Consider the following 26256-nt stretch of genomic DNA (forward strand, 5'->3'; position numbering starts at 1 on the left):
GGTCAAGCTGGGCGACCAGGGGGCGGTGGTGGCCCAGGGCGATCGCACCTTTCACCAGCCAGCCCTACCCGTCACCGCCATCGATACCGTCGCGGCGGGGGATGCCTTTAACGGCGGGTTAGCCGTGGCCCTATCCGAAGGCAGGGCATTGGAGGATGCCGTACAGTTTGCCACCGCTGTGGCCGCCGCCTCGGTGATGGAGCCGGGAGCCCAGGCGTCGATGCCGACGCGATCGCGGGTCGCGGCCCTGCTGCTCGGTCAACGGCACCCGTAGCCCCTCAAACTTCGCGCAGCACCCGGCAAGGGTTGCCCACCGCCACCACGTTGGCAGGTATCGACCGGGTCACCACGCTGCCCGCACCAATGGTGGTGTTATCGCCAATGGTGACCCCAGGGCAAACGATCGCCCCGCCACCCAGCCAGACGTTGTTGCCGATCGCAATGGGGGCCGCCATTGCCACCCCGGTTAGTCGTTCCGCCGGGTCAGTGGGGTGGTAGGCCGTGTAGATTTGCACATCGGGGGCCAGCAATACGTCGTCGCCCAGGGTGACCCAGTTGCAGTCGAGCATGGTGCAGTGGGCATTCTGCGTCATTGCGAACACCTTCTGCCCAAAAACAGATCCCCAGGGTTCTTCAAAAACCCTGGGGATCTTAGCGCTAGCGACCCACCCTTACCAGGAGAGGATGAGTGGACCTAGCCCACCAGTTCTTTGACCTTGGCCATAATGCCAGCGGAATCAATGCCCTGGTGGGGATACTGCTCCCACAGACCGCCACAGCCTTCTTCGTGGGTGCCCAGATAGGCAAACTTGGGGGTGTAGCCCCGCTCCAGCAGCCAGGAGCCAAAGCGGCTGCCCAGGCCGGTCTTGCGGTTAAAGGCCTCCGTCACCAGCACAAAAGGAGCCTTGCCCACCTTAGCCATGGTCTCCTCATCCACCACGTTGAGGGTGGCCTTGTTGATCAGACCCACGTCAATGCCCTCTTGCTTCAGCCGCTCAACCGCATCCAGGGCCCGGTAGACCGAGTCGCCAAAGGTAACGATGTAGCCCGCGCTGCCCTCCCGAATCACCTCATCTTTACCGGGGGTAAAGGTGTAGTTGCCACCAAACATCTCGTTGCCGTCGGGGTCTAATATCATCGGCACCTTCGAGCGAGTCGAGAAAATAAAGCGCAGGCCAGAGTCGCCAAACACTTTCTTGACGCAGGCCTTCATCTGGTTGGGGTCAGCGGGGAAGTAGAGACGGGTTTCGTAGCCGTCATCCAGGCCGTTGTCGGCAAAGAAGTTGTTGAGGCCAAAGTGGCAGGTGTTGTCGGCCATGTCGTCAATGCCCGAGTGGGAGAAATGGCACAGCAGGTTGGAGTAGTTCAACCGCGCCATGGTGATCTCAGAGATACACATCTCTAAGAAGGCAGCGAAGGTGGCGAACACGCCCTGCTTCCCCTTCTCCATGCCAAAGCCCGCCGCTGCCGACAGGTTGCCCCGCTCCTGAATGCCGCCGCTGACAAAGATTTCGGGGTAGGCCTTGCGAATCTGGGCCAGACCGCAGGAGCCCTCCAGGTCGCTATCGACCACCAGCACACTGGCCTTGCGGGTAGCTTCATCTAGGCCGCCTAGCACTTCGACCATGGCGTCGCCAAACATATTGCGGTTGGCCCCCACGTTCTTACTAGAGCCCAGGAACTCGTAGGCGTTCTTAGCCGGGGAAATGCTGTTAAGCACGTCGACGGCGGCGGTATGGCCCTTCGCCTCCAGGTAGGTGATGGCGGCTTTCACAGAAACCACGTCGTGGCCGTGGGTGCTGCCCTCCACCCCTTCAATGCCGACCGCCATGGGGCGCTTGTTGACAATCGCCACCGGGCCGGGGGTGTTGATCGCCTGACAAATATTGGCGTAGAGGCTGTCGATATCTTCGCCGTCGCCTTCGAGCACGGTCAGGCCGTGGCCCTCTAGGGTTTTCTTAACGCTGTAACCCCCCATGTACTGAGAGGGGTGACCGGCAATGGTGACGTCATTGTCGTCGATCAGCAGCTTGACGTTGATGTGGTTGGCCACTGCTAAACGGGCAGCCTCAGCGTCATCCCCCTCCTGCTGAGCACCATCAGAGCCGAGGCAAAAGACAGCCTTACCGGGGTTAGCCAGAGCGACACCATTGACGTAGGGCCACATGTGCCCCAGGCGACCCGAGCTAAATTTAACGCCGGGGGTCAGCCCCAGCTCGGGGTGACCGGGCAGCTTTTGGTGGGCTTCGCGATAGCGCATGAGCTGCTCGGCGGGCATGTCGCCGTTGAGCACCGACATCAGATACTGAGTGGCTACCCGGTGACCCGCTTCGTCAAAGAATGTGGGCACGTACTTGTCGCTGGCACCGCGAAACAGCGCATCGAGAATCATCACCTCGGGCACGGTGTCGTAGGGGCCACCAGTGTGGCCACCCACCCCGCGCGCCGCACCAGTGGCGGTAAAGAAAACAATCGCATCCCGGCAAAGCTGAATATTGGCCGCCAGAGCGCTACGCTGCTCGTCGGTGAGGGTGGGGTTAGACGCATCGAGCGAAATCCGCTGGTATGCGCCCAGGTCAATGGGGAAGCTCGTCATAAGGGTTTCATCCTAAAAGCTGGTTACAGAGAAGCGTGGAGCAAGGTGAGGTTTTTAATAAAATCAATCCACCGCCCAAGTGAGATAGCAAAAATCCACTACCTCCATCATTCAATACTCTGGCAAGGCTGTGAAGTTATTCAGTAAGAGTTGGTTAAGGGCAGGGAAAAGTGGATGGGTGGATGAGGGGGTAACCTTCCCTCAGTAAACTTTCTAAGCTCACATCTTGCACCTGGTAATCTGAACTTCAATGCCCTGCTGGTGTAACCAGGCGCGTTTTCGCTCGATGTCTGCCAGCAACAGGTCAACCAACACATCTGCCAGGGCGGCTTCCAGCACAACAGCAGCAGCGTCCGCCCAGTCTAATGGCGAAGGATTAACGATCGCCCCAGAAGATATACATTGTTCATACAGTCAATCAAGCATGAACTAGACCCATGACCCCGGCTGAGCCTCCAATTTCCACCGATGTCGTGCTGGTGGGTGGCGGCCACACCCACGCCCTGGTACTGCGCCAGTGGGGCATGGCCCCGATTGCAGGGGTACGGCTGACCTTAATCACCGACCTAGTCGATACCCCCTACTCAGGCATGCTGCCTAGCTATGTCGCGGGTCGCTACAGCTTCGACGAGGCCCATATTGATCTACGCCCCCTGACCCGCTTTGCCCAGTGCCGGCTAATTGTCGATCGCGCTACGGGTATTGACCCAGACCGTCAGCGGGTGCTGTGTGCTAACCATCCGGCGATCGCCTACGATGTGCTGTCGATCGACACGGGCAGTACTCCGGCGACGGTGTCGGTGCCCGGTGCAGCGGAGTACACCATTCCGGCCAAGCCGGTGCCCGATCTGCTGCGTCAGTGGCAAAAGATAGTAGAGGTGGTCGAGGCGAATCCTCAAAAGCCTCTTATTCTGGGGGTGGTGGGCGGCGGGGTGGGTGGTGTAGAGCTCGCCATTGGTCTGCACGAGCGGCTGGTAGGGCTGTTGACCAGTTTGGGACACCCCCCGTCTACCCTGACTTTGCATCTGTTTCATCGGGGTGAAGTGCTGGCCACCGAGCGCAATCGCTGGACGCAACGGCGATTGGAAAAGGTGTTGCGATCGCGCGGCATCCAAATCCACCTCAGCGAAGCGGTGGTTGAGGTATGTCTAGATGACGCCACCGGCCAGCGAATTGTCACGGGCGCGTCGGGGTTGAGCGTAGGCTGCGATCGCGTCTTTTGGGTGACCAGCGCCAGCGCTCCTGACTGGCTACAAGCTTCGGGTCTCTCCCTCAATGACCAGGGCTTCATTGAGGTGGGCGACACTCTGCAAACCCTCTCCCACCCCAATGTGTTTGCGGCGGGGGATGTGGCCACCATGGTACATCACCCGCGCCCCAAGGCCGGAGTTTTCGCCGTGCGCCAGGGGCCACCCCTGACCGAAAACCTGCGCCGCTACGTCCAGGGCAATGCCTTAAAGCCGTTTCGCCCCCAAACAGAATTCCTCACCCTGATTGAAACCGGGCACGGCAAGGCGATCGCCTCCCGTGGCCCCTTGGCGATCGAGACCTCCCTGGCCCACCGCTGGAAAGACCACATCGATCGCCAGTTCATGGCCCGCTTCCGCGATCTGCCCGTGGTCGAGATGTCTTCTCATCTCCCCCTTCCCCCCTCTTACTCCCTGCCGCCCCCCTGCGCAGGCTGTGGATCTAAGCTAGGCAGCACCGCCCTAGCTGAAGCTCTACGCCGGGTGCGGTACGATTTCCCAGCGCTTCCCAGTGGGGCGGTGCTGATTGGTCTAGACGCTCCCGACGATGCCGCCGTGGTGACCGTGCCTCCCGGCCAGGTGATGGTGCACACGGTTGATTACTTCACCGCCCTAGTTGACGATCCCTTTGTCTTTGCCCAAATTTGCCTCAAGCACTGCTTGAGCGACCTCTACGCTATGGGTGCCCGGCCCCACACCGTGCTGGCTCTGGTTCAGGTACCCTACGCCACCCCCGCCAAGCAGGCCGAAATGCTGTACCAAATCCTGGCGGGTACCTATAAAGGACTCTTAGCTAGCGGTACACCCCTGGTGGGTGGACACACGACGGTTGGCCCGCAGCTGGCCCTAGGGTTCGCCTGCAATGGCGTAGCTGACCCCTCAAGGCTGCTCCGCAAGGGGGGCATGCAGCCAGGGGATGCGCTGATTCTGACCCAGCCCCTGGGCACCGGTACCCTATTTGCCGCTGACATGCAGGGTCAGGCCAAGGGCCGATGGATCGAGGGGGCGATCACACACATGCTCACCTCTAACCAGGCCGCCGCCAATATTTTTCGTACCCATGGAGCTACCGCCTGCACCGATGTCACCGGCTTTGGGCTAGCCGGGCACCTGGTAGAGATGGCCCGCGCTTCTGGGGTGACCGCAACCCTGACGCTAGAGGCGCTGCCATTGCTCACCGGAGCCCTAGAGACCCTAGCGTCAGGGCTGCTGAGTAGCCTCCATGGTCAAAACCTCCAGGCCGCCGAGTTGATCGCCCCCGCCCACACCGACCACCCTGTCTACCCCTTGCTGTTTGATCCCCAAACCGCTGGAGGATTGCTAGCCGCTATCCCTGCCCTTGCGGCCCAGGCTTGTCTCGCTGAACTCAAAGGCCAAGGCTACACCGCTGCCATGGTGGGCACGGTGAGGGCACCGTCAACCACGGATATTGTCCTAGAACTGGTGCCTTAACTCTTGGAGCAGCCAGCGTTTTGGGCTCGGCCTAGGCCATCGCCGCCTTGTACGCGGCCCAGCCACCATAGGCTGAAATATCAGGCCAGCCATGCTCGTCGATGAGTGCCTTAGGGTAGAGAAACGCGATCGCTATTCCCCCATTGGCCAGCTTCACCTCATGGGGATACATGTAGGGGGGCTCATTGTCTTTCAGATAGGCGTACTGTTCGGGGGTCATCGCATACAGTTCCCCAGGAATGGCAATGCCGTCGGTTTCAACCTCGTAAATGCCGGGGTGCCAGCCGTCTTTCACCGCATGCAGCCGATAGATCGAAGCTGTCTCCGCCGCGCCGACAAAGGTCGCATCCTGAAGGTTTTGGTTGTCGGGCTGACCGCGCAGGGCCGAACCGCAAATAAAAACAGTAATCGTGTCTGTAGTGTCAGTCATGGCGAGCGTTCCAGTGCCAGAGATAGCGCAACAAGGTTCAACTTTATACCTTAGAGGATCACGCTACTCCGAGCACGGGTGTTATGGGTGCTCTCCGCTGCTTACTCCCTTACGCCAATTGGCCCCTGGGCTCTAACAGGGCCAGGATAAATTGATTAGGTTCAACCACCAGAAGTGTTTCATCGCCCCGACGAGCCAGCTTAGCGGCGATATCTAGCAGCCTGTTGGCATTGGCATCTTGCTTAAAAAAGCTGTAGTAGCGATTGTTGTAGGTCAGCGCCATCAGCGGTTTGCTAACATCGGGAACCTGCAATCGGCAGGTTTGGTAAGCCGTTGGGTCGGCCAAGATGAGACAATCCTTGGGGCCAAACACGGGACGCATACCGTAGCCTGGCTTGTGGGTAGGCGGAGCGTGGCGGGCGTTGGGTTCGTGGGCCCAGATAGTGTAGCCCCGGCGTGTTTGGGTGACGGCGGCACTATTGTCGCGTTTATTTAGACGCATGACTACGTCAATGACCTTCCGGGCTTCGGGAACAACTTTTAGAAAACTATAGAACTGGCTATCTACGTAAAGTGCTGAAAGCCGATGGTCAATGTCAGGCACCTGAACATGACAAGCGGTATAGAGGTCACGGTCAAACAGAAGCTTGCAGGCCATAGCTGTTGTCGACTGGGTGGCCAAAAAGGCAAGGGAATCGGGGCCAGGGGAGACGCTCATAGGGCAGAATTAAGGTGCAGTGGGTGGGGCCGTTACCCGAGGCAGATGTCAGGCAACACAGTGGGTTTACTCCATAGCATGGGAGATTAGGGGGCATTTCCCAATGTTGAAATAACGGAGGTTTGTCCCATCCTAATAGCCTTTAGTCAGGGAAGATACGGAGACGGCATGCCGTTTGTAACAAATCGCAATGCTGCCAGGGGTGATATCAAGTCTGAGGTCGATCCGCTTGCTTTGGCCTGGCGCAAGGGATAGAGCCCAGAAATTCCTGATATGGTGAAAGACCAGATCACAATATCTGTTATGACGGCCACAGTAGATTCCCCAATTCCAGTCGTATTTCCCCTGGCGGCAGTTGTTGAGCAGGGGGCGATTAAAATGGCCCTGCTGCTGGCAGCGGTAGACCCTGGTCTGGGTGGGGTGGTCATTGCTGGACGGCGCGGTACGGCCAAATCGGTGATGGCGCGAGCCCTGCATCAGCTTCTGCCTCCCATTGAGGTAGTCGAAGACTCCTGCTGTAATGCCGATCCCACGGCTCCCCAGCGGTGGGATGATCAAACCCGCGATCGCTTTGGTGACCCTGGCGACCCTATCGATCTGCCCACCCGCGTTATCCCAGCCCCCTTTGTGCAAATTCCCCTCGGGGTGACCGAAGATCGGCTGCTGGGTGCCGTCGATGTGGCCCGCTCCATTCAAGCGGGGGAGAGTATCTTTCAGCCGGGGCTGCTGGCCACGGCTAACCGGGGCGTGCTCTACATCGACGACATCAATCTGCTTGATGACCAGATCGCCAATCTACTGCTCGCCGCCCTCACCGACCGTCGCAATCAGCTTGAGCGCGAGGGCTTGAGTTTCCAGCATCCCTGTGAGCCGCTGCTGATTGCCACCTACAATCCCGAAGCGGGGCCGTTGCGCCAACACCTGCTCGATCGCATTGCCATTGCCCTTTCTTCCGACGGCGCGATGACCCTAGAAGATCGGGTAACAGCGGTGGAGCAATCGACCCAGTTCGCCAACAACCCCCAGGCGGTGATCAACACCTACGCCGATGAAATCGACGCTCTCAGAACCCAGATTATTCTGGCGCGAGCATGGCTCAAAGACGTCACCATTAGCCGTGAACAGGTGCAGTACCTGGTAACTGAGGCCCTGCGGGGCGGTATTCAGGGCCACCGCGCCGAGCTCTTTGCGGTGCGGGTGGCCAAGGCCCATGCTGCTCTCGAAGGCCGCGCTGAGGTCAACGCCGACGATCTGCGAGTGGCCGTAGAGCTGGTGATTGTGCCCCGTTCGCTGCTGCCGCAGGATAGCCCTGAAGAACCGCCGCCGCCGCCGCCGTCCGATCCAAATCAGGAAGAACCCCAGGATAACGCCGAAGATCAAGACCCCGATCAGGACGAGGACGACGATACCCCCGACGATGACGAGAGTCCACCGTCTATTCCTGAAGAATTTGTATTCGACCCCGAAGGCGTCATTCTCGACCCATCGATGTTGTTGTTTGCTCAGACTACGGGGCGTCAGGGAAAATCGGGCAGCGCCAACCTGATATTTTCGGAAGAACGGGGGCGATACATTAAGCCCTTTTTGCCCCAGGGGCCGGTGCGCCGAATTGCGGTCGATGCCACCCTCCGGGCGGCAGCCCCCTACCAAAAGGTGCGCCGCGAGCGGGAACCCAACCGCCGAGTCATTGTCGAACCGGGGGACATTCGCGCCAAGCGCCTGGCTCGCAAGGCAGGGTCGCTGATTATTTTTGTCGTCGATGCCTCTGGCTCCATGGCCTTAAACCGCATGCAGTCGGCTAAAGGCGCTGTGCTGGAGCTGTTGACCGAGGCCTACCAAAATCGGGATCAGGTGGCCCTGATTCCCTTCCGAGGGGAGCAGGCGGAGGTGCTGTTACCGCCTACCCGCTCTATTTCTATGGCGCGACGGCGGCTAGAGCGCATGCCCTGCGGCGGGGGCTCACCCTTGGCCCACGGCCTGACCCAGGCGGTGCGCGTGGGAACAAATGCTCAACAGTCGGGCGATGTGGGCAGTGTTGTGATTGTGGCGATTACCGATGGCCGAGGTAATGTGCCCCTGGCGCGTTCTTTGGGCGAACCGCCCGAACCCGATGCTCCTAAACCCGATATTAAACAGGAACTGCTAGACATTGCCGGGCGCATTCGTGGCGTAGGTTATCAATTGCTGATTATTGATACCGAGCGCAAGTTTGTGTCAACTGGGTTTGGCAAAGAGCTGGCTAAAACCGCTGGGGGCCGCTATTATCAGTTGCCTAAGGCTACCGATCAGGCCATTGCCGCCATGGCTCGAGGTGCGATCGCCGATATGAAGACTGGGTAAACAGCTTGAGTTCCGGACTCTCATTAGTGCATCGTAGGGTCTAGTCGGGCAACCTGTAAAGTGTAGTGCCCTCAAACTCTGTCTCTCTTGAAGACGCTACTGTCTTGACTGTGCACCACCGCGAGTTGCCATGGAACGTCGAGTGTCATCGCTATCCCAAGGGCAGCGACTGTTAGCCGCCATTATGATTACCGACGCGGTAGGCTTCAGCACCCGTATGTCGATCGACGAAGAGCAAACTCTGCGCCTAATTGACCGCGACTTGACCTTGATTGGCGATATCTGCCATGACTTTGGCGGTACGGTGCTCAAGTCTACGGGCGATGGTCTGCTAATCTATTTTCTGAGCGCGGTAGAGGCCGTGTCATGCGGGTTGGAAATGCAGCGGCGGCTGGTGGATCTCGCCCAGGGACTCGAACCTGAGCAGTACCTCGACCATCGGATAGGGGTACACCTGGGCGACATTCTAGTCAGCGAGCAAGATGTGATGGGCAACGGGGTGAATATCACTGCCCGTCTCCAGACCTATGCCAAACCCCGGGGCCTGTGTGTGTCGCGCACTATCTACGATGTTGTCAAAGCCCGACTTAATCTCCACGCCACTTTTCTGGGCCCGCTGCACCTAAAAAATATTGACGAACCGGTGCCCGCTTATCAACTGGCGCTGCAAGCTGAAGACACCGAGCCAGGGCCCCATGGGTCAGAAGACCACACCTGCACCCTGCCCATGACCACCGAAGCGCTGTTGGCCAATGCCCTCCGCAATCTCAGTACCCACACCCATAGCCTGCGAATTAAAAAGCTGGTGTTTGCCACCTACCAAAAGGCCTGGGAAAACGATCCGGCAGTACTCGATCAATTTGATTTGCGATCGCTACTGTTGTCACTGCGCGATCGCTACCCTACCCTACCCGAATTAGAAGAACAGCTGCACCAGGTCGTGGCCGGGCTCAATCGCCAAGATATCTATAGCGAAATGGCCGCCGTTGTCGTCAAGCAACTACAGCTCTGGTATGGGCGATCGCTGTTTCAAAACCCTGAAACTACCACCGACGAGTCTACCCAGTTGACAGTGAAATCTATAGAGGAGCGCTGCCAAACCACGGCTGAACAGCTAGATCAAGGCTCCGACGCGCTGCGAATTCGTAAGCTGATCTATTGCCTTTGCTACAACAGTTGGGAAAATGACCCTGGCTACCTCCAAGAGTTATATCTACCCGGATTAATTCAACAGACTCTCACCGTCGCCCCAAAACTCCAAGACCTGCGTTATCGATTGGGTCGCATTGTCAAGCACCTCAACCGCAAAAAACAGTATGCGCGCCTAGCCAAATTAATTTTGGAAAGTTTGCACTCGCTGTATCAAAGCCAGCCTGAGGAATTGCCCCCTGATGCCACCGCTTTGAGTGATGCTACTGCCCTAGCCGACCCCTCGGGGCCGTCTGGCCCCAGCGCCGAAAGCAACCACACTACCTTGACCAGCCTGGCTCAGCCAGAATCATCAGTAGACTTAACTACACTCCATGGCACCCTCTCTAACCCCCTAAGCAGTGATCCCGAAGACGGTCGTCCACGGCATGAACGCACTGCTCTCTTTGATCTCCGCAGCGATATCTTGCAGTACGCAAATCCACTGCGAGCGAAAATTCTGCTCTACTCCTGCCTAAACGGCCCCTTTGGCTATACCAATCAAGACTGGGCCAGCCTCAGCCGCCGTACCCTCGATGATCTACTCCAACAGACCTTTGACTACTGCCCCACCTATGCTGATTTAGACAGTAAACTAACCATTATTGCCCATTGTCTGGGTCGAGTTGGCGATGGCGGCCAGGTCGCCAGCACCATTACCCAGGCCATGCGAGCCTACTACCCCAAAGATCCCAACGTTGCTCTAGAACCCCTAACTACAGCCAGTTCCTCCGTTCAGCCCCAGCCCGATCAGGCGATAACCGTCTCTGGGTCGCCTGGTGTAACCGATCAGGCCACGACTGTAGCTCATGCCTCTGCTCGATCCTGCGCCTAAGCCCTCGGTTGTCGATATGAATGCCCGTGAACTGCTCGATGCCTATGCCCGGGGCGATATGGATTTTAAGGGCAAGACCCTGGTGGGAATTGATCTGGCCGGGGCCGACTTAATTGGAGCAAATATGGTGCAGGTTGACCTAGAAAATGCCAACCTGATGCTAGCTTTTTTGACCCGGGTACGATTTCGCCAGGCTAACCTCTCTCGGGCGCGCCTGGGGGGTGCTAACCTCAACCAAGCTGACCTATCGGCTGCGATACTGCGCGATGCTAACCTCCATGGCGCTAGCCTCCAAGGTGCCGATCTGCGTAGTGCCGACCTCACGCTGGCCGATCTGCTCGATGCCAACCTGACCGGTGCCGACCTCCGTAACGCTGACCTCAGCGGTGCTAACCTAACGGGAGCTTGTCTGCGCGGGGCCAATCTACGCCAAGAGAATCGTAAATATACAACTAACCTGCGCGGGGCCAAACTCCACCTCGCTGATTTGCGTGGCACTAACCTGTCTGGTGCCGATTTAGCTTATGTTGACCTCAGCGGGGCCAACCTCAGCGAAGCCGTATTGCGCGATGCCAATCTCAAGGGTGCCAACCTTCAGGGGGCAATGCTGTGCTACGCCAATCTAAGCGATGTCGATCTTAGCCACAGCTGTTTAGAAGCCGCCGATCTCACCCATTGTCGATTCCCCCGTAGCGATCTCAGTCAGGCTAATCTCAACTGCACCAGCGCTAAGGGAGCCGATTTTACTGAGGCTGTCATGGCCCTGGCCCAAATGGATGACTCCGATTTGGCCGACGCCCGCTTCAGCCGGGCCGACCTGTCGCGGATCAGCCTGCGTCGTTCTAGCCTCACCCGGGCCATGCTAGTAGAAACTTACCTAGGCCGGGCCGACCTCACCGATGCCGACCTCAGTGAAGCGATTTTGGAACGGGCCGAGATCAGCAGCGCTACACTGCACAACATTGCCCTAACCGGAACTACTATGCCTGACGGTACTATTCATGACTGACAATAGGCCATGATTGATGACAGAAAATTACCTACGCTGGCTTGGGGACTAAACTTTGAGGTTTAAGTGGTCGCGACTGAGACAATGGCTTCGAACGACAAGCCAGCACGGCTACCGAGGTTGGCTGGCAGTTCAGATGCGACTGTGGGATGGGTTTTTTAAGGCAGCAACTTACCTGGAGCGGCTCTGTGCCCCCATGCGGCGGCCTGTGGCCGCAGGCGATCTAACTCAGCTGCGCCAGGATTTGCTCGAAGAGTCTCAGCTCAGCTGGCGCTACCTGGTGCTGGTGGTAGGATCCTGCATGATTGCCACCCTAGGGCTGCTGTCTAACAGCGCCGCTGTAATTATCGGGGCCATGCTCATAGCCCCCCTGATGCTGCCGATTCGGGGGGCGGCCTTTGGTATTTTAGAAGCCGATCGCCCCCTCATTCGCGCCAGCATTTTGGCTTTGATGGGCGGGTCGTTCCTGGCGGTGACCATGTCTACTCTGCTGGGGCTACTCACCGGGGTGGCCCAGTTTGGTAGCGAGGTCATGGCCCGCACCGAGCCCACCCTGCTGGATTTGGGCATTGCGGTCACCGCCGGGGCCCTGGCGGGCATTGCCAAGGTCGATCCAAAGCTGTCGAGTACGGTGGCCGGCACCGCGATCGCCGTTGCCCTGATGCCACCAATCTGTGTCGTCGGCCTCTGGCTCAGCCAGGGGAATCTAAATCTGGGCCTGGGCGCTCTATTGCTTTATCTCACCAACCTGTTTGGCATTACCCTAGCCTGCATGGTGGCCTTTGTACTGTCGGGCTACTCCATGGTTCAAAGAGCCCGCCGCCCCCTGGGTATTACCCTGGTATTTACGGCCCTACTGGTATTTCCCCTGGGGGCAACCACCCTGCGGCTGCTGCGCCAAAATCAGCTTGAGGCCAGTGTCAGAAGTGCGTTACTCGATCGCACCGTTACCTTTCAGCGGCTCACCCTGGTGGATATGAGCACCAACTGGCTGACGACCCCGCCGGAAATCTCCCTCACAGTATGGGCACCCGAACCAGTCACACCCAAACAGGTGGCGCTACTAGAACAGTTTTTAGCCCGCGAACTCAGACGCCCCTACAGGCTGCTTTTCTTCGTCAGCCCCGTGGAAGAAATCACCAGTGAACTGCCCGACGAAGGGTGAAGACACGGCATGAAAAAGCCCCTAGCCTGGCACAGCTAAGGGCGTTGTGTTGTTCAACCGACTAGGTTAAGCAATGGGCAATTAGGCCTCTTGCTCAGCGTCCTCTTGCTTACGCTTGCGCAGGGCTGCAAAACCCAAGCCAACTAGCCCCGGCAGCAAGGCCGGAGTTGGAATAGCGGTGATATCAGCCGAGAACGACGTGCCGTTAAGTTTGAAACCACCTTGAGCCGTCAGGCTACCACTGCCAGCGAGACCGGAGGGAGTAAAGAACCCAGAAATTAGTGCCTCAAAGGAGCTAGAAGGGTTCTGCGTCAGGTCAAAGGCTTCGAGGGTGAAACCAATGCCGTTGGCCAAACCACTCAGCCAGACAACCGGGCCGCCGCTTAAAACCCAGGTTGTATCAGATGTCTTCTCCAGTTGTAGATCACTGATGGAAAAGATAGAGTTGAAACCACCAAAGGCAGCCGTGCCAAGACTGACATTGTTAACAGTACCGCCTGGAGTACCCAAACCAGCAGGGCTTTCGGCAAAATCTAGGGTGGCAATACCACCGACAGATGTATCTACCAGCTTAGCTGCACCACCAAAGTCAAGGGTTTTGCCCTCAATGGTAGCCGCCTGGACGGGAGCTTCTAAAACAGCCACTGCCGAAAAAGCGACAGCTGCACCTAAGCCTAAACCTAAGGCTCTTATAGTCATAATTTGATCTACCTTGTGTGTATAGACAACAATCAACCCCAAGGGGGGCAAGAGCATAAACCTGCTCTCAAGCGATCGGTATGTAGTGCACCGTTGGTAGATACTGGGCTTATCCCTAAACCTTAAAGCTCTGATAACTTTCTCTACCGTAGATAGAAATGTTTGAAGAGCTTAGGGTGATAGCTTAGGGAAAGCGCATAAACTGGGTAGATGTCAGTCACAGCTGCACCCTCAGACAAAGCAATCCTACATTAAAAGCAGTTCGCATCCTGTACTGAAGTATAGATGACCTAAACCGATAAATTGCTCCTCAGAGCGTCACGGTTTATCTAAGCTTCATAGATACGTATCGATGCAAAAGCCTTGTCATTAGGTTGCCGATACCGGGAACCTGATGCATTCGATGTGGCCTCTTGAGGCTAAGTACTTGGGTCTAGTATGTCATCGACTTGGCGCAGCAGAATGACCGTGATATCGATACTTTGGGCAATTTCGAGGGGTATGTTGCCTTTGATCACCTGGCTGAGTAGGTTTTCGCGGGAGGCGCCCAGCAAGATCACGTCGCTGTGGCGAAGGGCGGCAAAATCAACAATAGCTTGGGAGACAGAGATATCGGTCAAAATCTGGGTGTGAACGGGCCGATCTAGGGTGGCTTCTAGGGCATCGGCCATGGTGGAAATATGCCGGGGGGTGAGACACTGTCCTTTTTCAGGGTGACAGATGGTGCAAAGATGAATTTCGGGGTCGTGACCTAGGGTGAGTAGGCCAGGCAACAGACGTTGAGCGCTATTGGCATTGGGGCCACCGGCGGTGGGAATTAACCAGCGATCGAAGGTAAGATTACGCCCCGCACGCACCACGACCACCTGGCAGGGGGCCTGACGAATTAGGGTGTCTACCACACCGCTGATGACCCGCCCGGGAGTGAGGTTGGGGTGATGCCAGCCCATCAGCACTAGATCGATATGGCGCTCTTTGATCACCTCCAGCAGGGTACGGCCAATTTCGTGGGCAGCTCGCACTTGAAAATGAACCGACAAGCCACTGTTGGCAGCATAGGAGTTAGCGAGCTGGCGCAGGGGTTCAACTGCCTGTAGGTCAACTCGGGCTTCGGCGGGGGCGACGCTGCGGGGTACTCGCACCACGTGAATGCATTCAAGCTCGTAGTGCAGGCCGTGGGCGATCGCCGCCGCAATTTTGAGCAAGTCTGGGGCCGTTTGAGGGTCAGACAGCGGCACTAGCAATCGCCCCTGACCGGTGGCGGGGGCGCACTGGTGTAAGACGACGTAGGAGGGTTCGGCCTGGGGGCCAAGTTCGGTCAGCCCCCCGCTGACCTGGTCGCACTCAGCCCGGATAATATCGGCGCGGGTAATAATGCCAACAAGTCGGTTGCCATCGGTGACAGGTAGGCGACTGAGCTTGAGTTGGTTGAGCAGATGCAGGACTCGGGGCAGCGTGGCGTCGGGGGCGACGGTGACGGGATGGTGCGTCATCACTTCGCCCAGGGTGAGGTATTGATCTAGCCCCTGGGCAGTGGCCTCACCTAGATCGCTCTGGGTAATGATCCCCACGAGTCTGCCCTCTTCGAGGACTGGGAAACCGCGGTGGTGCGATCGCGAAAACGCCTGCACGACTTCTGACAGACTCATTTGGCTAGAGAGCGTTTCAACTCGGCGCTGCATCAGATCCGAGGCCTTGAGGTGGGCCCAGGGGTTGTTGGCCTGAACCACGGGTTCGAGATGAATGCCCTGCATGGCCAGCAGCCGATTGTAAATGGAGCCATTGTTAGCCCGCTCGGATACCAGGTAGGCAATGCCCGAACCAATCATGAGGGGCAGCACCAGATTAAAGTTGGCGGTCATCTCAAACACGATGACAATGGCCGTAATCGGCACCCCCGTTACGGCGCTAAAAAATGCGCCCATACCGGTTAGGGCATAGGTGGTCGTGCTAGCCAGGTCTGCGGGGATCGGCCAGGCACCAAAACCACTGTAGAACCCCTGGGCCAAAGAACTGGTCAAGCACCCCAGCGCGGCCCCTAGCACTAGGGAGGGGGCAAAAATGCCCCCGGCGGCTCCAGAACCGTAGGCCAGCAGGGTGAGCAGAAACTTGACCACAAAGGCGATCGCAATCAGCTGCCACCCCGCCGACCCCGTCACCAAAAACTCCTGCAGGCCCGTATTGTCTGCCGCCGCCACGGGCAAGAAAACCCCTACTACGCCTGTGATCAACCCCGCTAGACCAATGCGCCCTGGCAGGCCCAACCCCTTAAATTGCCGAAAAAACACCAGACTGCCGAAAATGCCCTGACGAAACAGCGCCCCCAACAGCCCAGCCAATAGCCCTAAAATTATCAAAAAAGGCAGGTCGTGCACCGATAAGCTAATTTGTCGGTCATCCATCGCCAAATTTAGCCCCTGCCCGCCGAGCAATCGCGACACCACCGCCCCGATAAACGACGCCAAAATAGCGCTACCCAGAGTGAGATCTGAAAAGTCTTGCAGCAGTTCCTCAACCACAAATAACACCCCAGCGATCGGGGCATTAAAGCCCGCCGCTAAACCCGCTGCTGCCCCAGCTGAGATCAGTTGCCGCCGATATTCTGGCGAGGTCGGCACCCAACGACTGAGCTGCGCCGCCAGCCCCGCCCCAATCTGCACCGTTGGCCCCTGTCGCCCCAATGAGAGCCCAGAGCCCAGCGCCAACAGCGTACTGCCTAACTTCACCAGCGACACTCGCAGATTGAGAGGAATCTTTGCAAAACCCAGAGCCGCCTTCACCTGCGGAATGCCGCTGCCCGCCGCCTCTGGGGCCAGCCGCTCGACCAGCAACCCGGACAGCCCGCCGCCGACTAGACCAATGGTCGGCAGCACCAGCCACAGCGGCCAATCGCTAGAGGTGCGCCACAGGGTCAGGATCTCTACGCCCTGCTTGAGGAGCACCGCCGCCAGCCCCGACACTAGCCCGATGACACACGCCTCAACGATGGCGACCCGCTTGCGGCTTAGCAACGGCTCTAGGCGTTTTTGCAGCATCAGAGAGAAACGGTAGGGGTAGAACGGTGGGTCAGCCTTAGCGAGCGATCGCTAGCTCACCCAAAGTGTAGCCTCTCAGGCTTTTCTAACCTACCGACTAGCTGACCCCTGCTGTTGAATCCGGTCTGATCTAGCCCTAGGGATGCAGCTCACAGTCGGGGAAACGGCCCAGCCCATTCGCCTCAACAATGGCGTTGCGGCACCGCAGCGGAGTTTTGCCGGTCATGTCTGACAGTCGCCTCAGGCTAATCGCAGGCGAGGAGGCGTGCGGAGCCGTCATGTAGAGTTTGTAGGCCGCCTCTAGCACCTGATCATCCAGCAGCAGAGGGCGAACAGTGGAACTGAGAACATCCAGCATGGCGATTAGGGAAACGCTATATCTAAGCATATTTACGTAAGTGGCTCGCCCAGCCGTCTACCCGGGGGAGGGTTTTGGGGAGTCCATCACTCCCCAAAACCATCACTCCCCCACTCCGGCTCCAGCTCAACCTCCCCCGCCCAGCGCTCAATCGTAATGCCCACCGTTTGATCTAAGGTGGCCATGGTGTTGAGAAATGCGATGCGAGCGGCCAGCTCGTTGGTTTGAGCGTTGACCAGCACGTCCTCTTGGGTAATTAGCTGAAATAGGTCAACATCTCCCCGCGCCTGGTCAGCCTCAAGCTGGCGACGGGCGTTGAACGTCTCTCGTTCAGCGGCCTCCACCTGCTGCAAGCTAGATTGGGCAGCCGCTAAACCCGCTACTACATCAACGCCCATGCAGATGCCCAGGGTCGTTAGCCCCGATCGCACCCAGTTGCCGGTGACATCTCGCCGGGTGGTGAGCGTTAGATCAACCGGAGAAAGAGGCATCAGGGTGAACGGAGATGGGGTTTAGGGAGCTCAGAGGACTGGCATGGTGGCGTCAACTCGCCCCGCAATACTAGCGTTTGGAGATCGCTTTTGAGTCGGTGACGTACCAGCGCCAGGGCAAATCGGCCCCCTGGGTGAGGCCGATGCGGGTGGTCTGGGTGATTTGAATTTTGCCCGCTGCGGCGCGCTGATGCCAGCCGGCCTGGCGATGTTCGAGCCAGAGGCCACCGTCGGCGGTGAGCGGCTGGTCGGTGAGGGTGCGATCGATATCGAGTACCCTGCACAGTTTGCCGGGGCCCGCGCCCCAGCGAGCAGGCTTCTCGGCTCGGTAGCCTGCTCGCCACGGGGGAATGGCGTCGAGCTCGATCGCTCGAATGAGCACAGCGCTGGGCACCTGATCGCGATCGGTGACCACGTTGAAGCAGTGGTAGACGCCATAGATCAAATACACGTAGCTGTAGCCCGGTGGGCCAAACATGACGCGGTTGCGCGGGGTCTGGCGACGGTAGGCATGGCAGGCGGGGTCGCCCTCGGTGTAGGCTTCAGTTTCAACAATGGTGCTGCTGAGCTGACGACCGTCGGCCCAGCGGCGCACCAGGCGACAGCCCAGTAGATCGGGGGCCACCGCCAGCGACGAGCGCTCTAGCCAGTCTGGGGCAATGGCATCGGGGGTATCTCCGACAGATTGATCACAAAGTCTTTCGGTGTCTTCCATGGCAGGCTTGTTAAAATGGCTCACAACTAAGGTGTCGGTAACGGTGCCGACAACAGCAGCTCTCTTATCATCCCTACTGCCCCTATGGATATCAAACTTGTACTGGCTGTGCTCACCGGATTGTTTGTGGTTGCCACTCTATTCTTTGGCACCAAAAACGGCTTCTACGACACCGATGACTACCATGGCAATGGCTCAGCCCACTAGGGTTTAGCCCTGTTCATCGGCCTGCGCTCGGGCCGCTGTCGTTAGGGTATTTACCACTCTGTGAGTAATCTGGTCTGCTTTCCGTTTGGTGCGGGTCACGGTCAAGAAGGGCTGTGCCTAGAGTTGCGCATGGGGCCACGGCGGATCATTCTCGATTGCGGCCTGCGGGATTTGGACGCGCTGGAGGCGGTGCGCGATCGCATTGAAACCGCCGACCTGCTCTTTTGCAGCCACGCCCATAGCGACCACGCTCGCGGTATTTGGCAGTTTAGCCAGCGGTTTCCCCAGGTGCCCATCTACGGTAGCGAGGTAACAGCCCAGCTCTTGCCCCTCAACTGGCTGGGCGAGGATGTGCCGCCCCACCTCTGTCAGGCGCTGCCCTGGCAGACCCCGATTAGCCTGGCCGACGACTTAACCGTACAGATTTGGCCAGCGGGGCATTTGCCCGGTGCCGCCTGTGCCCTGTTTACCTACCACGCTCCCCAGCGGCCCTACACCGCATTTTTTACGGGCGATTTTTTTATGTCGAACTCGCGCTTGGTGGATGGTCTGCCCCTAGAGGCCCTGCGCGGGCTCAAACCCGACCTGCTGATCAGTGAGGGGAGTGCGGGTACCGACCGCCACCGCCACCGCCGCCAGCAGGAAAACCAGCTGGCCAGCACCCTCCATAGGCTGGTGCAGCAGGGGCGATCGGTGCTGCTGCCTACCCCCACCCTGGGTATTGGCCAGGAGTTGGTCATGCTATTGCGCAACCATCACCAGTTTACCGGCCAAGATCTGACCGTCTGGGTCGATGGCACTGTAGCGGCAGGGTGTGATCTCTACCTAGAGCTAATGCCCGCGTTCCCCAGCAGTGTGCAGAATTTTGCCCGCCACCAACCCCTATTTTGGGACGAGCGCATTTTGCCGCGGGTACGTCGCCTAGGGATAGACGGACAGCCTGAGAGCGATTCTCCCTGCATTTTGATCGCCCACCGTGAGGCCGACCTCAGCGACCACTGTCGCCACTCGCTCCAGCCCTGGACGGTGCTGCTGCCCGACTCGCTGGCTGCGGCCATCGCCGACACGGTGTTGGGTACTTCAAAGGCTGAGTCTAGCCCTACCCTGAGCTGGCTGCAAACCCTCGGCCCCGAGCTAGAGAGTGAGCGAGTGCAGCTGGATACCTACCAGCTCACTACCCACAGCGATCGCGTCGGCATTACCCAGCTGATTCATAACCTGCGGCCCCAGCACGTGGCCTTTGTGCACGGCAAGCCCACCCACCTGGCCGACCTGGCGGGGCTTGAGGAACTGCAAACCCGCTACCATCTCCACCTGCCCTCGGTGGGCAACGAGGTCGAATTTCCCATCGGCGATCGCTTCATTCAGCCCGCCGCCCCAGAGCCGGTCGTCGAGGGCGAAATTACCCAGGTCGATGACAGTGTGCTGCTGCTGCTGCCCGACGATATCACCACCGACCCTCGCTGGGCCGCCCTGGCCGATACGGGGTTAGTGCAGGCCCGCTGGCAAGGCAACGAGCTGATGATTAAAGGGCTTAACCAGCGTGACCTGTTGCGGACGGTCGCCAGCACTACCCCTTGGCAACTGCCCAGTTGTCAAACCTGCCACTATCAGCGCGAGGGCCGCTGTGCTTGCTCAACCTCTCCCCTGTATAACCGCCAGGTTAGCCCCGAGGGAGTCTGCCCTGAGTTTGAGGCCCGGTCACCTAACCAGCCAGCCCGAGACGATGAGGCGACAGCCTAGGAAATTTTTGATTTTGGATGAGCGATTTTGAACGGTGACAGGTTCAACCCGCCGTAGCTCTGGTACAGCCCCCAAACCAAAATGTTTCTATGCAGACCTACTGCCTACGGCTCCTCCCCGGTCAAGATTTGAAGCAGTCCCTCGATAGCTTTGCCCAGACCCAGGCCCTGGAGGCCGGCGTCATGCTGACGGCCCTAGGGAGTTTGACCCAGGCCAGCCTGCGCTTTGCCGCCGCCGCCGAGGCCACGATCATTGCTGGCCCGCTAGAGCTCTTGTCGCTCACTGGCACGCTGTCGCGCCACGGCATGCATTTGCACAGTGCCGTAGCCGATGCTCAAGGCCGGGTCTACGGTGGACACCTGATGCCCGGATGTCTAATTCGCACCACGGCGGAGATTGCGATCGCAGATCTGCCCCACCTCCGGCTGCACCGCCAGCCCGACCCCCACACCGGCTACCGAGAACTGGTGGTTGAGTCTTTGGCGTAGGCGCTGGTTGCCAGAGGAACCCTAAAGTTTCCCTGGCCCTGCTACGGGGGGCTCAGTAGATCACGGGCGGGGCTGGGGTTCCCCGCTTTATTTGACCTTAAATCTTCGGTAAATACCTGCCACTGGCTGAAACCTGTAGCTCAGGTTCGTTGATACTCAACCTTAATGCGACCTGATGCATTGTGGCAGCAGGCCTGTCCCAGGGCGTTGAGCTTAACTAAAACTAGATCAGGGCGAGCACCAGTTCATGAAGAAGGCCATGGTCAAATACTTACTGCTATCGAACGGATGTCTATTGCTGTCAGCTGCTAGCTGTTTGGCTACCTTAGTTAGGGTTGATCTGTCGCCGTCTCTGGCACCCCAGGCGGATCATCTGCAAGAGTACGCAGCCGACAGGCGAGATGAATTTCCTGACTTGCGCAGAGGCGGTGGCACTCACTGGCTACCCACGGGTCTGCAGTCCTAGAGGCATGGCTGCTGTTCCGGATCGCCTGGCTCCCTAGCCCTAAGAAATAGTATCTAAACTTGCGCCGTGGATCACTAGGTGGTTACCATGCCGTGCTCTAGGGCAAAGCGCACCAGCTCCGTGCGGCTATTGGTTCCAGTTTTGCTAAACAGGCGGCTAACGTATTTCTCTACGTTGCGTACGCTGGTCTCTAGGCGACTGGCAATTTCTTTGTTCATCAGCCCTTCGGCCACCAGATCGAGGACGCTCTGCTCGCGGGGGGTGAGGTCGATGCGGATATCAGACGTCACCTTGGCGATGCCGCCTTTCTGGCTCAGCATGGCTTTAATTTCTTCCAGCTGGCGGGCCATGACGGCGATGTCGGGCACATCGCCACTGTCGATGGTCTGGGCGGCGCGGCGCTCCATCAGGCTGGTGACAATAGCGACCAATTCTTCGGGGTCGAAGGGTTTAGACAAATAGGCGTCGCAGCCCGAGTTATAGCCTTGAATGCGATCGCTGGTCATGCCCCGCGCCGTCAAAAATAGCACCGGCAGCCCCTTAAAACGAATGTCGTCGCGCACCTGGGCCAAAAAGGCATAGCCATCGACCTGGGGCATCATAATGTCAGAGATCAGCACGTCGGGCGTCTCCTGCTGGAGCAGATCCCACCCTTCTTTGGCGTTGCTGGCCGGGCGCACGGTAAAGCCGCTATCTTCAAGATAGGCTTGCACAGCCTCGCGCAGCCCTGGCTCATCGTCGACCAGTAGAATATTGCCGCTTTGCTCAGCCATAGAAATTGCCCCAGTTCACCTCATTAATGCTCACTGTAACTCGGATTTGAAAAGGCAGAAGCAGTTCTACCCTAGAAGGCCCTAGAAGACGGTTCAGCATGCGAAACCTGTTGCTTTATCTGGGCTTTGCCACCCTCATGGCCCACGAACCCGACGTCATGACCCAGGCCGAGTGGCGACTGTACAGATGGGGCCATCATGAATCTCTGGAAATTTACTGGGGTAGGGCAGTCGCTAGCACTATGGGTATCCAAGCATCGTCTACATCAACTATGGGGAATCGTGGCCGACTGCAAGCCTAAGCCTGCCCATTAGCCACCAGCCACAGGTAGGCCAGCCCGCCCAACGCGGCCACCCCAGCTAGAGCCTCGCCCTGCTGGTTCACAAAGGTTTGAAAAATTGCCCACGAGTCACGCAGCAGCTGCCGCCGGGTTTGGCCTAGCTCTGCCATCAGCACGTTGACCTGGGCATTAACCTCGGCGGCAGTTAGCTCGTTGCGTCGGTAGGCCGCTTCGACTGCGTCCAGCTTGCGCCAGTAGTCGCGGGTAGCGCCAATTAAGTCGGGAAGCATTGTTAACTTTTGTAACTGTGTATTGACAGTCTAACGCTTCTTCAAAAATGAGGCAGTGGGTCATGATAGGGGTGTTTTGCCAAGGTCGCCGACTCCATGCTGATTCAAATTGTGTCGATGGCCCTGGTGTGCTGCATTGGCTATGGGTTTCGTCGGGTCGGGCTGCTGGGGCCGGGCGAGGCCAAAACCATTGGCCTATTGCTGACCCACCTGGCGCTGCCTGCGGTGGTGCTCAAGGCCTTGGCCACAGCCACAATCACCGCCGATTTGATCTATTTACCGATTGCAGCCCTGCTGGTGGTCATTCCCCTCACCCTGATCGCCGTGATCGCCGCTCGCTGGCTGAAGTGGCCCCGACCAAAGGCGGGGGCACTGGTTACCACCTTCCCTACCTGCGAAGGCGGTGCGGTGGGCTATCCGCTGATGCTGCTGGCCTTTGGAGAAGTGGGCCTCAGCCGCATTGTGCTGTTTGACCTGGCCCAGGGCATCTATTTATTGACGGTGGTGTACTGCCTATCGGCCTGGTACGGCAATGCGGGTATTACCGTGCGGGCGATCGCCCACAAGCTGCTGCAAACTCCATTTTTTTGGGCGATCGTGCTGGGGCTAATCGTCAATCGGCTGGGGCTGGTCAATGACCTGCTGCTGGGGCTATTGGATATTGCCGGGGGCAGCTTTTTGCTGTTGGTGTTGCTGCTGCTAGGCATGGAATTTCAGGTGCAGCGGCGTTCGGTGGGTCGCTATGGGCTGATTGCTCTGGCCAAAATTGGTTGTGGGCTAGGGTTGGGCTGGCTGGCAACGCTGATCTTTGGCCTGACCGGGGTTGAGCGGGCGGCAGTGCTGGTGGGGGCGTCGCTGCCACCCAGCATGCTGACCCTACTCTTCACCCAGGAGAACAACCTCGACAGCGGGTTTGCCATTGGTCTGATCTCGGTAGCAGTGCCGCTCTATCTGCTGGTGATGGCGCCGCTGCTCACGGGTATGTCGCCCTAATTATGCTGAGCAGAAAATTAGTCTCCCCTCCCCTCGCTCCCCGGCTCCCCATCGCCTCGGCTCCCCTTGCAGCTTGGCATACGCCGCCGTCCACTTAAGGCCGGGGCCAGAGCGTTTATGCTGATACGAGAGCCACCTTACCGAAACTGCCCTCCTATGTTTGCCACCACTGCACCCCCGTTGCCCGTCAACCGCGATCGCATTCGCCCCGCGATTCAGGCCCTGCAGGATCAGCTGGTAACCTGGCGCCGCCGCCTGCATCAAAGGCCCGAGCTGGGGTTTAAGGAGTGGCTGACTGCCGACTTTATTGGCGATCGCCTCAGCGAGTGGGGCATTGAGCACCAGCGCAACATTGCTAAAACCGGCGTAGTGGCCGTCATTACCGGGACTCGCCCCGGCCCTGTGTTGGGTCTGCGGGCCGACATGGATGCCCTGCCCATTCAAGAAGAAAACGCGGTGCCCTACTGCTCCCAGCACGATGGGGTGATGCACGCCTGCGGTCACGACGGTCATGTGGCGATCGCCCTGGGCATCGCCCACTACCTGGCCCACCACCGCGACGGCTTTGCGGGCACCGTCAAAATCATCTTTCAGCCTGCCGAAGAGGGGCCGGGCGGGGCCAAACCGATGATCGAGGCTGGGGTGCTCACCAACCCCGAGGTTGAGGCCATGATTGGCCTACATTTGTGGAATAACCTGCCCCTGGGCACCGTGGGGGTGCGCACCGGGCCGCTGATGGCCGCCTCAGAATTTTTTAGCTGCACGGTGCAGGGCAAAGGTGGCCACGGCGCATTACCCCACCAGACCGTGGATTCTATTGTGGTGGGGGCGCAAATCGTCAACGCTCTGCAAACCATCGTGGCCCGCAACATTGACCCGATTAAGTCGGCGGTGGTCACCGTGGGCAATTTCCACGCTGGCAAGGCCCAAAATATCATTGCCGATACGGCTACCCTGGGGGGCACGGTGCGCTACTTTGACCCCGATTATGCCAACTACTTTGGCCCCCGGCTGGAGCAGGTGATTGCAGGCATTTGCCAGGCCCATGGCGCTAGCTACAGTTTCGACTATAAGGCCCTGTATCCCCCGGTGATCAACGATGGGGCGATCGCGGATTTGGTGCGATCGGTGGCGCTCTCGATCGTCGAAACCCCTGCCGGAGTGGTGCCCGACTGCCACACCATGGGGGGCGAAGACATGGCCTTTTTCTTGCAGGCGGTACCGGGGTGCTATTTCTTTTTAGGCGCTGCCAACGCCGATAAGGCCCTGGCCTATCCCCACCATCACCCCCGGTTTGATTTCGACGAGACGGCCTTGGGGTTGGGGGTCGAGATGTTTGCCCGCTGTGTCGAGGCCTACTGTGCGTAGAGGCATAATCGAGATGCAGATTAACTTCATGGGAATACCTAGGTTGCACTGGAGCAAGACTTGCTATGCTTAGCCGTTATTGCAAGAGGGATTTGCCATGGGGCCGCTAGTGCGACGGTTTAGGGTGCTGATGATGGGGGCGATCGCCCTCGGCATCAGCCTGATGCTGGCCCAGGGGATGTCCCTAGACAGGCCCCACTCTGCGGCGGTGGCCCAGGGTAACCCATCACCGCCGCTGTTGGCAGCGTCGCTGCCCATGGTCACCGGCAATTTTGAGGATCCCCAGGGTCGGTTCCAAATCGGCATTTTCGATGGGTACAGCGTCAGCTCCGCAGGGGGCAGCCCGGTTTTTCAGGCGGCCGATGGCAGTTTGGCCTACACCGTAGCCGTAACCCCTGCACCCCCGGCTGAGTCGCCAGAGGCCGCCCTCGTGGTCGCCGCTGAAGATACCTTCGGAGCCGGAGAGGGCTATGTCGCCAGCGATGTCCAGCCGATTCCGGGCGGCGGCGTGCGCATCAACTGGAGCGGGCGACTCAGCCAGGGAGCCGCCCCACCCCAAGCCATCAGCGGCAAGATCTTTGCCCGTCAGCGCGATGCCGAGGTGTTTTTGCTGCTAGTCGCCGCCACCGATAGCGCTGAAGCTCAGCTCTCCGATGCCATCATTGCCCTGGGCGGCACCCTGATCGTGCCGTAGGCTACAGTAGCGATAGACGCGCGGGAACACGAGTTAGTATGCGCCAACCAACGTTCTGGAGCCTACCCCAGACCTATGTGCTGCTGGGGGGCACCGCCCTGGGTTACGCCCTGCTGATTGTTTTAGCGGGGCCAAGGCCAATCGCAGGGCTGGCTGGAGCCGGAGTAGCCATGGCCATGGTCGGCACCTGGGCCAGAGGCTTTCGCATTGAGCAGTCAGACATTAACAGCAGCGACCTGCTGAACGATCGCGTCTTTATGGGGCAGTTCACGGCCCTGGGGCAGCGAGTGCCCCCGACGGCGCACAACTCCTGGGGCCAGGTGCAGACCTGGGCTACAGAATCTCAGCGGTTTGCGACCCGCATCTATGGGCTTGACCCCCTCTTGCAGGTCGAACTGCTCGAAGCCCTGCACACCGTGCTCGATCTCTCAGGCCAGGTCGCCGATGGTCTAGCCGTGATCGACCAGATCGAAACCCCCGCCTATCGACAAATGGCCCAGCAGCGTTTGGATGACAGCTGCGATCGCCTCCAGGTCACCCACGCCCAGCTGCAACAGCTGCAAGACCAAACCGCCCTTTCAACCCTAGATGACCCCAGCAACCACAACACCCTCCCCCAGCGCCTCCAAACCCTGATCGACGCCAACAAAACCATCCTCCACAACAACCCCGACC

The 26256-nt window shown here is 58.8% G+C and carries 24 protein-coding genes and 1 pseudogene; 14 read left to right on the forward strand and 11 right to left on the reverse strand.

The genetic code is table 11. From position 1 onward, the window contains the following. Nucleotides 1-274 (forward strand): PfkB family carbohydrate kinase (locus tag IQ254_RS16485; protein WP_228040798.1); only part of this gene is annotated, 274 nt, incomplete at its 5' end. 4 nt (nt 275-278) lie between these two features. Here IQ254_RS16485 and IQ254_RS16490 read toward each other — a convergent pair. Together IQ254_RS16490 and IQ254_RS16495 are read right to left on the reverse strand one after the other, a co-directional pair. After that, nucleotides 279-575 (reverse strand): annotated as a pseudogene (locus IQ254_RS16490) (sugar O-acetyltransferase); the annotation flags it as partial. Nucleotides 576-694: 119 nt separating this feature from the next. Further along, nucleotides 695-2596 (reverse strand): transketolase C-terminal domain-containing protein, encoded by a 1902-nt coding sequence (locus IQ254_RS16495; protein WP_193967256.1) that lies wholly within the window; start codon nt 2594-2596, stop codon nt 695-697. 437 nt (nt 2597-3033) lie between these two features. On the opposite strand from IQ254_RS16495, the gene selD reads away from it, so the two are divergent. Beyond that, complete coding sequence (gene selD / locus IQ254_RS16500; RefSeq protein ID WP_193967257.1) at nt 3034-5295, forward strand: selenide, water dikinase SelD; 2262 nt, start codon at nt 3034-3036, stop codon at nt 5293-5295. Between the two features lie 31 nt (nt 5296-5326). Here the strand turns inward: selD and IQ254_RS16505 are convergent, their stop codons facing one another. Further along, nucleotides 5327-5725 (reverse strand): gamma-glutamylcyclotransferase, encoded by a 399-nt coding sequence (locus tag IQ254_RS16505; RefSeq protein WP_193967258.1) that lies wholly within the window; start codon nt 5723-5725, stop codon nt 5327-5329. 109 nt (nt 5726-5834) lie between these two features. Further along, nucleotides 5835-6443 (reverse strand): hypothetical protein, encoded by a 609-nt coding sequence (locus tag IQ254_RS16510; protein ID WP_193967259.1) that lies wholly within the window; start codon nt 6441-6443, stop codon nt 5835-5837. 303 nt (nt 6444-6746) lie between these two features. Between IQ254_RS16510 and bchD the strand changes: the two genes are divergently transcribed. The 4 genes from bchD (at nt 6747) to IQ254_RS16530 (ending at nt 12980) form a co-directional block, all read left to right on the forward strand. Beyond that, entirely contained in the window at nt 6747-8783 is a 2037-nt protein-coding gene (gene bchD / locus IQ254_RS16515; RefSeq protein WP_193967260.1) for a magnesium chelatase ATPase subunit D, read from the forward strand. 130 nt (nt 8784-8913) lie between these two features. Continuing rightward, the gene (locus IQ254_RS16520; RefSeq protein ID WP_193967261.1) at nt 8914-10806 is read left to right on the forward strand and encodes an adenylate/guanylate cyclase domain-containing protein; all 1893 of its coding nucleotides are present in this window, start codon (nt 8914-8916) and stop codon (nt 10804-10806) included. Beyond that, entirely contained in the window at nt 10781-11815 is a 1035-nt protein-coding gene (locus tag IQ254_RS16525; protein ID WP_228040800.1) for a pentapeptide repeat-containing protein, read from the forward strand. The genes IQ254_RS16520 and IQ254_RS16525 overlap by 26 nt, the downstream gene beginning before the upstream one ends. 136 nt (nt 11816-11951) lie before the next feature. After that, entirely contained in the window at nt 11952-12980 is a 1029-nt protein-coding gene (locus tag IQ254_RS16530; protein ID WP_228040801.1) for a DUF389 domain-containing protein, read from the forward strand. A gap of 81 nt (nt 12981-13061) precedes the next feature. Here IQ254_RS16530 and IQ254_RS16535 read toward each other — a convergent pair whose 3' ends face one another. The 5 genes from IQ254_RS16535 to IQ254_RS16555 form a co-directional block, all read right to left on the reverse strand. Then, nucleotides 13062-13679, reverse strand: coding sequence for a PTPA-CTERM sorting domain-containing protein (locus tag IQ254_RS16535; protein WP_193967263.1), 618 nt, complete (start codon nt 13677-13679; stop codon nt 13062-13064). A 419-nt stretch (nt 13680-14098) separates the two neighbouring features. Next, nucleotides 14099-16714: a chloride channel protein gene (locus IQ254_RS16540; protein WP_193967264.1), complete on the reverse strand. Its 2616-nt coding sequence runs from the start codon at nt 16712-16714 to the stop codon at nt 14099-14101. 136 nt (nt 16715-16850) lie between these two features. After that, on the reverse strand, nt 16851-17072 hold the full coding sequence (locus tag IQ254_RS16545) for a hypothetical protein (protein WP_193967265.1): 222 nt from the start codon (nt 17070-17072) through the stop codon (nt 16851-16853). Nucleotides 17073-17158: 86 nt separating this feature from the next. Beyond that, complete coding sequence (locus tag IQ254_RS16550) at nt 17159-17563, reverse strand: TolC family protein (protein WP_193967266.1); 405 nt, start codon at nt 17561-17563, stop codon at nt 17159-17161. Nucleotides 17564-17633: 70 nt separating this feature from the next. Beyond that, on the reverse strand, nt 17634-18302 hold the full coding sequence (locus IQ254_RS16555) for a DNA-3-methyladenine glycosylase (RefSeq protein ID WP_313887475.1): 669 nt from the start codon (nt 18300-18302) through the stop codon (nt 17634-17636). Nucleotides 18303-18362: 60 nt separating this feature from the next. Between IQ254_RS16555 and IQ254_RS32150 the strand changes: the two genes are divergently transcribed. The 3 genes from IQ254_RS32150 (at nt 18363) to IQ254_RS16565 (ending at nt 20716) form a co-directional block, all read left to right on the forward strand. Further along, entirely contained in the window at nt 18363-18485 is a 123-nt protein-coding gene (locus IQ254_RS32150; protein WP_017297736.1) for a hypothetical protein, read from the forward strand. Between the two features lie 60 nt (nt 18486-18545). Further along, nucleotides 18546-20228, forward strand: a complete 1683-nt coding sequence (locus IQ254_RS16560; RefSeq protein WP_313887476.1) for an MBL fold metallo-hydrolase — start codon at nt 18546-18548, stop codon at nt 20226-20228. 89 nt (nt 20229-20317) lie between these two features. Next, on the forward strand, nt 20318-20716 hold the full coding sequence (locus tag IQ254_RS16565) for a PPC domain-containing DNA-binding protein (protein WP_193967267.1): 399 nt from the start codon (nt 20318-20320) through the stop codon (nt 20714-20716). 540 nt (nt 20717-21256) lie between these two features. Here IQ254_RS16565 and IQ254_RS16570 read toward each other — a convergent pair. Continuing rightward, nucleotides 21257-21955: a response regulator transcription factor gene (locus IQ254_RS16570; RefSeq protein WP_193967268.1), complete on the reverse strand. Its 699-nt coding sequence runs from the start codon at nt 21953-21955 to the stop codon at nt 21257-21259. Nucleotides 21956-22053: 98 nt separating this feature from the next. Here IQ254_RS16570 and IQ254_RS16575 point away from each other — a divergent pair, with 98 nt between their 5' ends. After that, nucleotides 22054-22257, forward strand: a complete 204-nt coding sequence (locus IQ254_RS16575) for a hypothetical protein (protein WP_193967269.1) — start codon at nt 22054-22056, stop codon at nt 22255-22257. On the opposite strand, the gene IQ254_RS16580 is transcribed toward IQ254_RS16575, so the two are convergent. Continuing rightward, nucleotides 22254-22526, reverse strand: a complete 273-nt coding sequence (locus IQ254_RS16580) for a hypothetical protein (protein ID WP_193967270.1) — start codon at nt 22524-22526, stop codon at nt 22254-22256. The two genes, IQ254_RS16575 and IQ254_RS16580, sit on opposite strands and share 4 nt — an antisense overlap. Before the next feature lie 96 nt (nt 22527-22622). Between IQ254_RS16580 and IQ254_RS16585 the strand changes: the two genes are divergently transcribed. From IQ254_RS16585 to IQ254_RS16600, 4 genes are all read left to right on the forward strand, one after another. After that, nucleotides 22623-23519, forward strand: a complete 897-nt coding sequence (locus tag IQ254_RS16585) for an AEC family transporter (protein WP_193967271.1) — start codon at nt 22623-22625, stop codon at nt 23517-23519. A gap of 156 nt (nt 23520-23675) precedes the next feature. After that, nucleotides 23676-24887: a M20 family metallopeptidase gene (locus tag IQ254_RS16590; protein WP_193967272.1), complete on the forward strand. Its 1212-nt coding sequence runs from the start codon at nt 23676-23678 to the stop codon at nt 24885-24887. A gap of 97 nt (nt 24888-24984) precedes the next feature. Further along, on the forward strand, nt 24985-25581 hold the full coding sequence (locus IQ254_RS16595) for a hypothetical protein (RefSeq protein WP_193967273.1): 597 nt from the start codon (nt 24985-24987) through the stop codon (nt 25579-25581). Nucleotides 25582-25619: 38 nt separating this feature from the next. After that, the coding region (locus IQ254_RS16600; RefSeq protein ID WP_193967274.1) for a hypothetical protein at nt 25620-26256 on the forward strand (637 nt) is incomplete at its 3' end.

The sequence above is a fragment of the Nodosilinea sp. LEGE 07088 genome, assembly GCF_015207395.1.
In the GTDB taxonomy this organism is placed as follows: domain Bacteria; phylum Cyanobacteriota; class Cyanobacteriia; order Phormidesmidales; family Phormidesmidaceae; genus Nodosilinea.